We start from the raw sequence: 12,249 nt of genomic DNA on the forward strand, positions 1-12,249 counted from the left end.
CTTTTGCTCACCGTTCTTATTTTGATCTTTTCTGCAGGGAGTGTGGTTTTGTCCGGAAAAAAAGCCGTTATCAAACTGCATCTCCCAAAGGCATCAGAGAGAATGGGAGTGTTTCCATGGAAAAATGTATTTGGAAAATCAGTCTGCATGGCCGGTATTTGGCGGAGCAGGAGTGCTCAGATGGGAAAGTCTTTTACCGGTGGAAAAGGAGAGATCCCTCTTTCCTTTTCCCTGGGAGGAAAGGAAAAACAGGTCATCGGGTTTGAGACCGGAAGCAGCTGGTGCGGCTGTATCAGATTTTGTTTTTCTGACTGGAAATGCCAGGATTTTTTTCGTGTCTTTTCTTTAAAAAGGAAGGCTGATACATCTGCTTATACCGTTGTAATGCCGGAAAGACAAAAAGGTGAGCTTTCCCTTTTTACAAGGGAAGGATTCGACATGGAAAGTTTCCGCTATTCCGGAAGCCGCCCGGGGGATGATCCGGGAGAAACTTATGACATCCGGGAATACCGTTCCGGGTGACAGTATCCGGCAGATCCACTGGAAGTTGTCCGGAAAGCTGGATGACATTATGATCCGGGAAAAAAGCTTCCCGGTGGATGATACGGTACTGATTCTGGCGGAAGCATTTCAGGCAGACCGGGATCCGCAGCGTGCGGAAACGGTGGCAGAAGTCTTTTCAGCAGTCCTTCAGAGCTTTATGGAAAAGAAGATCTCCTGCCAGGCCGGAGTCTATGACCACAGCACTGGGAAGTTCCGGCTGGAGAAGATCCGTACAGAAGAGGACCGCGAAAACATCCTGTACCGCTTCCTGCGTTATGGAAGTGATGCAAAAACACCGGTCACGGTACGGGAATATCTAAAAGACCCGGGAATACAGAATTTTGCAAACTATGTATATATAACCGGCGACCCGCAGGACAAAGAAGCAGAACTCCTGGCAGCAAAGGGAGAAGTGACTATCGTAGGATGCGGCACAGGCGGCAGAGACAGTGGAGGAGAACAGGTATTATGGAAATACGGATCACAGAATCCAAAAGACAGTCAAAAACAGCATATGGAAAACAACTGTCCGGTATCCTGCTGGAAACTGCACTGATCTGGCTTAGTGCAGGCGGAGGGCTCCTGCTTTTTATGAGTGTCCTTACTGAGCAGGAACGCATGGCACCGATTTTGGGAAGCGTGCTTCTTATGGCAGTGTTCTGTACTGCAACAGAAAGAATGGGAAAATATGGGCTTTATGGACGGCTGGGACTGGGAATGGTTTCCATCGCAGGGATCTTCCTGTTCCATGGACAGCTCTTAGACGGCATGGCATTATACTGGAATGATATGGCAGACATCCTGGGAAGCCGGGCAGGAATTTACCTCAAAAGGTTTGAGACTGCCGGGATACAGGGAGGGGATGCCGCCCGCATGGTATTCCTTATTTATCTTGGAATGGCAGCGGCAGTCTGCGGATTCCTTATCCTGAAATTGAAGTTTTATCTACTGGTGCTTGCCTGGGCTCTGGTACTTCCTGTCCTTTCGGGAATCCTTGGTATGGAACCGGATGCAGGCACAGGAGTTATTTTTTACATGGGGATCCTTTTGGAACTGAATCTTATCCTTTCCCGTTCTGGAAGGAAACGCCACCGGGCAGAGAGCAGCCGGGCATTTTTGACAGGAAGCATCCTGGCATGTGCGGTAATGCTGGCAGCCGGGATCCTTCTGGAACAGTTTATGCCGTCCGAAGACTATGGTTCCTCGACACTTGTCACAGAAGCTAAAAAAGAGGCCCTGGACGGGATCAGCAGCCTGCGGTACAAAAAAGGAAAGATAAATACCCTTCCGGATGGAAAGCTGAAAGAATGCGGTGCTTGGAGTGCCTCAGATGATACGGCACTTTCCGTTACCATGGAAAATCCGGATTCTCTCTACCTGAGAGGATTTGTGGGAAGCGTGTATGACGGTTCTTCCTGGGAAAGCCTGGATACGGAGGATGCCTATAAACAGAGGACGCTCTTTTACTGGCTCCACCAGGATGGATTTTATGGGGAGACCCAGCTAAGCCGTGCAAGGGCATTTGCAGATGATGATGCCCTTTCTGATAAAGTATCCGAAGTGGACATAAAAAATGAAAAGGCAGACAGCCGTTATCTCTATACCCCTTATGAGATCACAGAACTGCCTGCAGGATACAGGAAAGAGACACCGTTTGCTGACAGTATGTTAAAAGCAAAAGGACTCTTTGGAGCAAGAAACTATCACTATCAGGCAAATGGAAACCTGGTAAAAGATTTTACGGTGCTGGGGGCAAGGGTCTATCAGGCACTTGCCAGGGATGAAGGGGATTCCTACCGTGATGATGAGAGTTATTACAACGCATTTGTGTACAGCCAGGATACGAAGCTGTCCGGTGCACTGGAAACCCTGTTCCGCAAAGAACTGGGGGACGGTGGAAACCGGGAACAGGGGCATACCGATTACTATACAGCGATCAGCAGGATCCGTTCCTATCTGGAAAAGAACCTGACTTACAGCACGGCAACCGATCCGTATACCGGACAGGGGGATTTTGCAGAGGACTTCCTGACAAACACCAGGATCGGCCACAGTGTCCATTATGCCACGGCAGCGGCACTGATGTTCCGTTATTACGGGATCCCGTCCCGTTATGTGGAAGGCTATCTGATCACACCGGAAGATATCAAAGATAAAACCCCGGGGGATACGATAGAAGTCCCGGGAAAGAATGGACATGCCTGGACCGAGATCTATATGGACGGCCTTGGATGGGTACCGGTAGAAATGACACCGGAATACTATAATGTCATGGAGGAAGCAGACCTCACGGCAGGCCTGGAGGCAAAAGGAGCCAAAGCAGCCGCCATCCCGGAAGCACAGGACGAACCGCCTGCACAGGAGAACATCCAGACACACTGGAGCTTAAAACTGGCACTGTTCGGAATCGAAAAGCTTCTGATCCTCCTGCTTGCAGTATTTGACCTCTTCTGCCTGATATTTATCTTTACGGTCTGTGTGCTCCGCATCCACGCAAACAGAAGACGGAGAAAACTGTTTGAAAGTGAAGATGACCGCCAGGCAGTTCGCGCCATGGCCGGATATGCGCGACTTCTTTATTATCATGGCCCTGAGCTTTATTCGGAAGATGCCATGAAGTGTTACCGAAAAACAAGCGTTATTGGGGAAAAGGCTGCGTTCAGTCCCCATGCCGTATCAAAAGAAGAACGAAAGGATACCGCTCTGTGCGTGCAGAAGATGAAAAAAGAACTGAAAAAAGCCAGAAGCTGGTATGGAAACTGGATCATGAAATATATAGAAAGGCTGTATTAAGGAGGAAATGACCATGAAAAAGAGAAAAAAGAATAACCGGCTTTCCTTTCTGACAGCTATTGTCTGTCTCCTGCTTTTTGCTGGAGTATTATTTCTGGGAATGAAAAACTATGAACCGGAGAAAAGTGAAAATCCGGTACAGGGGGTGAACAGTGAAAGCTCCTTAAAGGGCTATCTTGGAAAGGGATATGCTTATGCCGGAAGCCAGGAAGATGCTTCCACGGGTGAAGAATCTTCCTTTGAAGAACAGGCACAGATCCTGGAAGATGAACCGGAGGAAGAACCGGAAAAGAAAAAGGAAGAGGCACAGGCGACTGTCACCCCGGAGCCGACATCAGAGCCGGAAGCTTCCCAGACACCGGAACCGGACAGCCAGAAGGAAGATACCCAAAAAGGGGATACCGATCCGGAAGACGGCTCCACAGGCGAGGATAATGACAGCTCCAAAGACAATACCATCCATTATGACAAAAATGGTGACCAGGATGATGACAGCCGGAAAGAAACACCGGACCAGGACGATGACCGGAACCAGGATGGGGCGCAGGTACCGCTCAGTGCAACGCCGACGCCATCTCCGGAGCCGGAACCGACACAGGAACCGGAGGAAGACCATTATCCAACGATCGCCACAGACCTGACTGACGGGGAAACGGTAAATGCCGCATACCGTACATTTTATGTACAGGCGGTAGACTGGTACGGGAACAGCTTATCCTCTACGGCACTGGAAGTATATGGAAACGGTGAAAGACTTTCTTCAAAAGGGGAGCCTTCGCCGGGAATCCTGGCTTACCGTCTGGATCTGAATGAGGGCAGCAACACTGTGGATATCAAGGCAACGGATGATGAGGGATGGAGTACCACGCTTCCAACGTTTACCATCTATAAAGGGAATGAGAGCCAGGAAGAACCTGCCGGCTCCATCACGGTCAGCATTGAGGCGGGGACTGTCGGACTTGGGACAATCCTGCCGGCGACATCCATCGACTTTTATCAGGGCGAACAGCTTTCCTCCGTGGTCTTAAGGCTTCTGCAGAACAGCGGGTTTGACTGGAGGAATGATGGAAGTGCAACAGGAGGTTTTTACCTGAAAGCTATCGGACGCGGCGGCATCACTTCCGGAGCTTCGATCCCGGATGACCTGATGGCGCATCTGACAGAAGTAAACTGCCAGCTGTCCGGGCATGATGCCAACTGGCTGGGAGAATTTGATTTTACCATGAATTCCGGCTGGATGTATTTTGTAAACGGTGAATATATGAACATTGGAATGTCGGGCTATTTCCCGGCAGACGGTGACGAAGTAAGGCTTCGCTTTACCCTGTATTCCGGAGCAGATCTGGGTGTCGGGGATAACGGCGAAGTATGGGGGGACTGGTAATGAAAAAAAACAATTTAAAGAGACCGATCATTAACAAATTTATTATCGGGACCCTTTCTGCAGGACTTCTGGCAGGAGGGGCTGCACCAGAAACAGATGTAATCTTTGTCAGGGAAGTTTATGCAGCAGACAGCACAGAGAGTTCGGAAGGGGAAACGCTGGCAGAACCATCGGTACCCGCAGAACCTACCGCCGTTCCGGAGCCGACTGCAGAACCGGAGCCGACCCAGATACCGGAACCAACCGCTGTGCCGGAACCGACTGCTGCACCAGAGCCAACTGCCACTCCGGAACCAACCGCTGCGCCGGAACCGACGGCAGCTCCAGAGCCTTCCGTTACGCCGGAGCCTTCTGTTACACCGGAGCCTTCTGTTACACCGGAACCGACCATCACTCCGGAAGTTAAAAGCAGCAATGCGGATCTGAAAGAATTATATATATCCAGCTCCGATACCTGGGGAAAAGGGATCTTAAAACTAGATCCCGCATTAAACAAGGACCATGACAGATACAAGGCGGTTTATGACGGGGAACGTCAGAGCCTGAACATCTGGCTGACAGCGGAAGAAGAATGCCACGGTCAAGATCTATGCGCTGAGCGGAGTGAAGCATTCTACCGTGGAAAAAGATGAGACCATCAAAGAAAGCAACGATGGAAAGGGGCATGTTTACTGGAAAATCCATTTCGGAGACCAGGAAAAGGAAGCTATGGTCCGGGTGCAGGTAACCGCACAGGACGGCACCCGGAGGGATTATTACCTGACACTTGGGATTACGGACCAGACCCCGCCGGAACTGAAAAAGATCAGTGCGAGCAGGATATCCGTGGACCAGGCCTCAGTAGTATATAAGACCAGTGAAAGGGGACAATGCTATTACCGTGTTATAGAGGCCGGTGCGAAAGTACAGACCCCGGATACCTCAAAAGAGGGAAGAGAAGTACTGAAAGGAAGCGATACCCTGACCATTACAGGCCTGTCAGAAGGTGAAAAAGATGTGGTGATCGTGGTAAAAGACCTTGCAGGCAATGTAAGCAGTCCGATGGTGATCCGGATCCCTGATGTCAGAAAGAAGAATAACGGGACAGCGGGAAATGAGGGCAATGGAAATTCCGGTTCGATCGCCCAGAGACCCGGATATGGTGGAAATAAAAGTGAAGCCGGAGTCCCGGGCAAAGGCAATAATGGGGAAGGATCCCTTACAAATCTGAAAACGGTTGGCGGAAAAGGTACGGCATCCGGAAAGAACGGATTGGATAGCACAGACGAAAACAAGGAAAAGAAACTGACGGCTTATGCCGGTACGAAGAAAAAAGGCTCCGGTTCCGGTACATCAGGTGAAAAGAAAAGCAGCAAAAAAGCGGATGCCGTAAAAGACAAAACAAAAGAGAAAACAGAAGCGTCATCCACAGAAGAACTGACTGAAAGCAAAGAAAAAGAGACTACATCCGGGACAGCATCCGCTTCCTCCAAAAACGAAGGAAAAAGTATCCCGGAACTGGTAGGAAGTAAAGTAACAGACACCTGGACGCACATGAAACTCTTTACCAGGATTCTATCCTTATTTGCACTGGCAGGAGTTTTGTACCTGCTCTTATGGACAGGAGCGAGACGCAGTTTCAGAAAAATAAAAAGCAGGAATCCACTGCTTCAGCAGTAAAAAATCCAAAAGGGAGGTAAACATCAGATGAAAGGAAGATTAGGAAAATGGCTGGCAGTCCTTCTGTCGGTGAGCATGCTGGCAGGGACAGCTCCGGTCTATGGAGCCGACATATCCATGGAAAGTGATTTTTCTTCCGGGGCAGCAGAGACGGAAGCACAGCCGGATGTCCAGGAAGGGACAGAGATCACAGAAGAGCCGGGAGACAGTGACGTGGAGATCACCGAAGAACCGGAAACAGAGGAACCAAAAGATGCGGAATCCTCAGAGGGGGAATTTAACGGCGAGGATCAGGAGGAACTGGTCATGGACGGCTCTGACGATGAAGATTCTGCAGAACTTACCTTTGAGGATGCTCCATCTGCCGGGGAGAACAGTACGAAAGAATATCTCAAGGATCTCAGTGTGTATTCCGGCTATGGCGTTAAGGATCCTCTGGAGATCAGCCGCAGGGAAGATTTGGATGAAACTTATGGCGGGAAAACCTATACCGTTGAGATCGGATCCAGTTATAATTCTACCGGATTTTATGTAACGGCAGATCTGGGGGCCGATGCGCCGGAGGGATCGACGATCCGGTTATCTGCCTGCGATCTTGATGGAAAGACGGTTGAGAGTGAGATCATTGCAACCGGATATACCGATGGAAAACGTTATAATTTTTCAAATGTTTTTACAAAAGATAATGGAAAAAGGGCTGTTTACACAGTAACAGCCGGTACAGCCACAGACAGCCAGACTTACAAGATCGTAGTGCTCCGGAGGCTGGATCTTTCCATGATCGGCTGTTACCTTCCCTCGGACACGGATATGGCCAAAAACCTGATCTCAGAATTTGACAGTGCCGGTATCACCAGGGATTATGATGTGACAGTGGGTGAGAATACAGAATCTGTAAAAGTTTCTGCAAAAGCCTTTAATGACAAGTGGTATGGCCTTACCGTAAACGGACAGGCAGTATCCGGCAGCAATGCCATTGAGATCCCACTTGACGGTTCTGAGACCAGGATCACTTTCCAGATGAACGAAGACGGGACTTATCAGGATCCGGCTTATCAGGATATCACTTATACATCCACAGGCACCTATACGATCACCGTACATAAAAAAGCAAAGTCCTCGATCGCTTTTGTAACAGATCCATCGGATGCAGTGGTCAGTGTATATGATTCTAAAGGGGAGCGTGTGGAACCTTCCAAAGATGCTTCTGTGTATGATTCTCTTTATTACGGGGATGAGTATACCTGGAATGTGTCACGACATGGATATATCTCCAGAAGAGAGAAGCTTACGGTAGGTGAGGAAACAGAGATCCAGGTAAAACTGGAACAGCAGACGGCAACGCAGCCAGAGATCACGGATAATGACTGGAGCAGTTACCGGAACAGTGAAACAAACAACGGGATCACCAATACCTCCACGCCGACCAGCAAGGATACAACGGTGCAGAAATGGTCCCTGCATCTGGATGCAAAGGGATGGGATGCAGCACTTACCCCTCCACTGATCCTGGGCGGCTATCTTTACGTGGCATCCGGACAGTTCATCTATAAAATAGATAAAAATACCGGGGATATCGTGCAGACCAGTGAACAGATGCACGGAAATATGCAGTATGCCATGATTCCGCTTGCTTATGCGGAAGGAATGCTTTTTGCACAGATCGGCGGCGGACAGATCCAGGCACTGAGTGCCACTTCTTTAAAATCCCTCTGGATCAGTGAGAGCCTGGGAGGCCAGACACTTTCCCCGATCACCTATAAGGATGGATATATTTATACCGGAACCTGGACTTCGGATACAACCCCTGGTTCTTACTTCTGCCTTTCTGTTACAGATGAAGACCCGTCAAAAGGTGATGAGATAAAATACTGTACCTGGAAATATAACCATAAGGGCGGTTTTTACTGGACAGGTGCTTATGCGTCCGAAAATTATCTGGTGTTTGGTTCTGATGACGGGGCCGGTGATGCCTATACTTCTATCCTGTATTCAGTTAATACGCACACCGGACAGCTGATCGACAAGCGCACAGACATGATCGGCGATATCCGATCCACCATTGTTTATAACAACGGATATGTTTATTTTACGACCAAAGGCGGATATCTCTACCGGGTTGCCATGAATGCAGATGGTACTTTCGGTGCAGTGGCAAGCTATAACCTGGGCGGTGCGGCAACATCCACACCGGTCGTCTATAAAGGAAGAATCTATGTAGGTGTCTGCGGAAACGGCGGACAGTACAATGCGGATGGGGGACACCATTTTGATGTCCTGACAGAATCTGCTTCCGGTCTTTCCCTTGCATATAAAGTTTCTATCCCGGGATATCCGCAGGCAGCACCGCTTCTTTCGACCGCTTATGAAAACCAGGACTTTAATGGAGATGGCAAAGCGGATGGACGTGTTTATCTGTATTTTACCTACAATGCAAAACCTGGCGGTATCTATATGCTGACAGATGAGCCGGGCCAGACTTCCGGAAAACCGAAAGAACTCTTCCGTCCGGTACTCGCACAGCAGGAGTACTGCATCAGTCCGATCTGCGTAGACAGGGATGGGACACTTTATTATAAGAATGACTCCTGTTATCTGATGGCACTGGAAACAAATGGAGCTTACCTTGACAGTGTATCAGCAGAAGCAGATACTGGCCGGGTCAGCTGGGAAAAAGCATTCCAGCGTTCGGAAAAAGAGCATACCTTAAGGGTTGCTGAAAATGCTACAAAAGTGACCCTGACATTTAAAGCACCTGCCGGATGTACCCTGACTGTCAACGGAAAAGCTTCCAATGGAACTTATGTGGCAGATGTAAGATCCGGACAGGCAGATGTTACGGTTAAAACAACACTGAACGGAAAGAGCAGGGATTATATCTTCCACCTTACCAGCGGGCTTGGAAATTCCTCCCTGGCAAACCTGGTGGTAAGTACCAGCAATACTTTTACAGATACTTCAAAATATCTTACATTATCACCGGTATTTGACAGCACCAAAACCAGCTATACCGTTTCGTATCTTGCAGACAAAGAGGAAAATAAGGAAAAGTTCCTCCGCCTTTATGTGGAACCTTCAGATGGGGATGCCACGGTAACGGTACAGAAAGTAAAAGGTGTTGAGAAAGTATCCATGCCGGTTGTGGCAAACGGAAAAACGAAACGTGTAAATGTATACTGGGAAACAGATGCAGGCGAAGCACAGGTGAAGATCACGGTAACAGCTGCCGGAAGCGGAAAAACAGACTATCTTCTTACCATACAGCGGAAAGAAAACGTTCCGACACCAACACCTACAGAAGTACCGGAGGTGTTCGGACCATGGAAAACGATCTCTGCAGCCACGGTATTTTCACCGGCTGTACAGATGCGTACCAGCAACAAGGGCCGCAAGGAAAAGAGGACCGTCGGCAAAAAACTGACACCCACAATCAAGGTAACGGCTACCAGCATTAAGCTGAAAGTAAAACAGTCTACTTCCAAAATAAAGGTTTCTAGACTTGCAAAGGGTGATTCCGTTAAAAGCTGGACTTCCAGCAATAAGAAAATCGTTTCTGTAAACAGCAAGGGAACGATGAAAGGCTTGAAAGCCGGAAAAGCCAAAGTGACCATTACACTGGCCAGCGGCAAGAAACAGGTCATTTCCATTACTGTGCAAAAAACAACAGTAAGAACAACAAAGATCACCGGACTGAAATCAAGCGTGACCGTTGCAAGGAATAAAAAACTTACGCTGAAACCGGTCATCAGCCCGATCACTTCCCAGGAGAAAGTTACCTACAGTTCTTCAAATAAGAAGATCGCAACGGTAAATTCCAAGGGTGTGATCATCGGAAAGAAAAAGGGAACAGCCTATATCACAGTGAAATCTGGAAAGATCCGAAAAAAAGTAAAAGTAGTAGTTAAATAAAAATGATTCAAGCAGGAGCTGCCTTTCATGAATACACATGGAATGGCAGCTCCTTTTTTCATTTTTTGCATGTAGCTTTATTTGCAGAAGTAGATTACGATATTAATAGTTGACCAGGGAGAGAAGAATGATTAGATAATATGTTATAGTGATAATGGAATTATGGTAACAAAAAAATTTATAAAAAAAGTGCAACCAAACAGAAAAAAATACGTTCTATATAATACGGATGACTATATTTTTGAATTTTCATCAAATTGGGGAGAACTGGAGAAGAATACCATAAATGTAAATAAAGAAGAAAAAAACAGAACAACATATAAAAAATATGAAACTGGAACAGAAGATACTTACGGAGAAGGCGAAGGACGTGTTTATGAAAGTGATGAAGATCCTCTGGATTTATATAGCCCAGTGGAAGGAAAAATAGAAATTAAACTGAGATGATAAAAAAATATTAAAAAAAGAATTGACAATTGTATTCTACAGTTGTAGAATACAATTAACTTCTACAGATGTAGAAAATAAAATTCTAGGAGAATCCACGATGAAGACAAAATTTATGACATTTATGACGGTAGCAACACTTGGGATTTTTTCAGCTGCAACGGTTATGGCAGCAGGAAATAACGATTTCTATACACAGCCGCCGGCTGGATCTGAATGGGAAAAAGCAGATACGAAAGGTACCTATGCAAGCTATACGAACGGAAATGATTATGTAAATATCTATAAATATTCACTGAAGGATATCAAAACAGGGATTGCCAAATGCAATGACACATACGATGCCTGCTATCAGACAATTTATTCAGAGGGAAACAGCCTGTATATGGCAGTGGGATATGCAAAAGATGCAGATGATATCAGTGACGTCAGAAAATTTGTAGAATATATTTCTTATCCTGGAAATCCTTCACTTACCAGACAGGAGAATGAAAACCAGACCGATGATTCTGATAAGTCAACTACAGATACTGCCAGTCAGAAGTCAGGAGGAGATTCAGATTCCTCCGATACAGAAGAAAATGCTTCTACAAAATCCTCGGACAGCGATGATGATTCCGATATCCTTACTACCTCACCAATGACATTAGTTGACAGTGATGGAAATACCATTGAGATTAATTACATTCTTCACAAAGATTATTCTTGTGAATATCGTGGAGATGATGGAATGAACTATACCGATAATGGGGATGAGACTTATACCGACGAAAATGGAAATACCTACTCAGCTCTGAATGATGATACTCATCATCTGGGACATACGTTGGAACAGCATGACCTTCAGGATGCAAACGGTAATACTGTGACGGTTACGGAAACTACAAATGGTGATTATTATTTCCAGGATGAAAATGGTACAGGATTTACGGACAACGGAGACGGGACATGGAGTGATGAAAATGGCAGCAGTTATACAGAAATAGACTGATAGTGGTCAGTAGCTGCAGGAATGGCAAGGGCATTTGCAAATTGTGCAAAAGCCCTTGCCATTTCCGTGAACTGTGGTAAAATAGAGTTATTCCTACATTTGTAGAAAATATGTAACAGGAGGTATGAAAAAGTGAAAAAAACTTACCAGAGACTTCCGGAATCAGAGCTGGATATTATGCTTGTTCTTTGGAATAATACTCCGCCGATGACCAGACCGGAGATTGAGAAAGTGATCAATATGAAGAAAAAGCTTGCATCAACAACAATTTTGTCATTGCTGACCAGATTGGAGAACAAAAATTTCGTGGAAGTGACGAAACAGGGAAAAATGAATCTGTATACACCCCTGGTTTCGCAGTCAGATTATCAGGCACATGAAAGCCAGAGTGTTCTTGAGAAACTTTATGGGAATTCACTAAAAAAGTTTGTAACTTCACTTTATCATGGAAAGAAGATCAGCTCAGAAGAAGTCCAGGATCTTAGTGAATTTCTTAAGAACCTGGAGGACAGGGAGGAATAGC

Annotated in this window: 10 protein-coding genes; all 10 read left to right on the forward strand. The window is 46.8% G+C overall.

From position 1 onward, the window contains the following. Positions 1-180: 180 nt before the first annotated feature. The 10 genes from AC04Q6_RS03905 (at position 181) to AC04Q6_RS03950 (ending at position 12,248) form a co-directional block, all read left to right on the forward strand. Positions 181-522 (forward strand): hypothetical protein, encoded by a 342-nt coding sequence (locus AC04Q6_RS03905; RefSeq protein ID WP_476389537.1) that lies wholly within the window; start codon positions 181-183, stop codon positions 520-522. Then, the gene (locus AC04Q6_RS03910) at positions 494-1,099 is read left to right on the forward strand and encodes a DUF58 domain-containing protein (RefSeq protein WP_476389538.1); all 606 of its coding nucleotides are present in this window, start codon (positions 494-496) and stop codon (positions 1,097-1,099) included. The genes AC04Q6_RS03905 and AC04Q6_RS03910 overlap by 29 nt, the downstream gene beginning before the upstream one ends. Continuing rightward, positions 1,012-3,336 carry a transglutaminase TgpA family protein gene (locus AC04Q6_RS03915; RefSeq protein ID WP_187306458.1) on the forward strand — a complete coding sequence of 775 codons (2,325 nt, stop codon included), beginning with the start codon at positions 1,012-1,014 and terminating at the stop codon, positions 3,334-3,336. Before AC04Q6_RS03910 ends, AC04Q6_RS03915 begins: the two co-directional genes overlap by 88 nt. Positions 3,337-3,349: 13 nt before the next feature. Next, positions 3,350-4,720, forward strand: a complete 1,371-nt coding sequence (locus AC04Q6_RS03920) for a DUF4430 domain-containing protein (RefSeq protein WP_173761653.1) — start codon at positions 3,350-3,352, stop codon at positions 4,718-4,720. Further along, positions 4,720-5,352 carry a hypothetical protein gene (locus tag AC04Q6_RS03925; RefSeq protein WP_476389539.1) on the forward strand — a complete coding sequence of 211 codons (633 nt, stop codon included), beginning with the start codon at positions 4,720-4,722 and terminating at the stop codon, positions 5,350-5,352. The genes AC04Q6_RS03920 and AC04Q6_RS03925 overlap by 1 nt, the downstream gene beginning before the upstream one ends. After that, positions 5,339-6,379 (forward strand): hypothetical protein, encoded by a 1,041-nt coding sequence (locus tag AC04Q6_RS03930; RefSeq protein WP_476389540.1) that lies wholly within the window; start codon positions 5,339-5,341, stop codon positions 6,377-6,379. Before AC04Q6_RS03925 ends, AC04Q6_RS03930 begins: the two co-directional genes overlap by 14 nt. 27 nt (positions 6,380-6,406) lie before the next feature. Next, positions 6,407-10,288, forward strand: a complete 3,882-nt coding sequence (locus tag AC04Q6_RS03935; protein WP_476389541.1) for a cadherin-like beta sandwich domain-containing protein — start codon at positions 6,407-6,409, stop codon at positions 10,286-10,288. A gap of 162 nt (positions 10,289-10,450) precedes the next feature. After that, the gene (locus AC04Q6_RS03940; protein WP_118078656.1) at positions 10,451-10,735 is read left to right on the forward strand and encodes a hypothetical protein; all 285 of its coding nucleotides are present in this window, start codon (positions 10,451-10,453) and stop codon (positions 10,733-10,735) included. 100 nt (positions 10,736-10,835) lie between these two features. Further along, complete coding sequence (locus AC04Q6_RS03945) at positions 10,836-11,726, forward strand: hypothetical protein (protein ID WP_118069930.1); 891 nt, start codon at positions 10,836-10,838, stop codon at positions 11,724-11,726. Between the two features lie 132 nt (positions 11,727-11,858). After that, positions 11,859-12,248, forward strand: a complete 390-nt coding sequence (locus tag AC04Q6_RS03950; RefSeq protein ID WP_026649345.1) for a BlaI/MecI/CopY family transcriptional regulator — start codon at positions 11,859-11,861, stop codon at positions 12,246-12,248. Position 12,249: the final 1 nt, after the last annotated feature.

This window comes from Blautia sp. HA9023, from assembly GCF_056504095.1.

What these genes read in the sequence shown, in the direction of transcription:
- AC04Q6_RS03920 (WP_173761653.1), top strand. Translation starts at nt 3,350, where the DNA reads ATGAAAAAGAGAAAAAAGAATAACCGGCTTTCCTTTCTGACAGCTATT.
- AC04Q6_RS03915 (WP_187306458.1), top strand. Translation starts at nt 1,012, where the DNA reads ATGGAAATACGGATCACAGAATCCAAAAGACAGTCAAAAACAGCATAT.
- AC04Q6_RS03945 (WP_118069930.1), top strand. Translation starts at nt 10,836, where the DNA reads ATGAAGACAAAATTTATGACATTTATGACGGTAGCAACACTTGGGATT.
- AC04Q6_RS03935 (WP_476389541.1), top strand. Translation starts at nt 6,407, where the DNA reads ATGAAAGGAAGATTAGGAAAATGGCTGGCAGTCCTTCTGTCGGTGAGC.
- AC04Q6_RS03905 (WP_476389537.1), top strand. Translation starts at nt 181, where the DNA reads ATGGGAAAGTCTTTTACCGGTGGAAAAGGAGAGATCCCTCTTTCCTTT.
- AC04Q6_RS03910 (WP_476389538.1), top strand. Translation starts at nt 494, where the DNA reads ATGACATCCGGGAATACCGTTCCGGGTGACAGTATCCGGCAGATCCAC.
- AC04Q6_RS03940 (WP_118078656.1), top strand. Translation starts at nt 10,451, where the DNA reads ATGGTAACAAAAAAATTTATAAAAAAAGTGCAACCAAACAGAAAAAAA.
- AC04Q6_RS03925 (WP_476389539.1), top strand. Translation starts at nt 4,720, where the DNA reads ATGAAAAAAAACAATTTAAAGAGACCGATCATTAACAAATTTATTATC.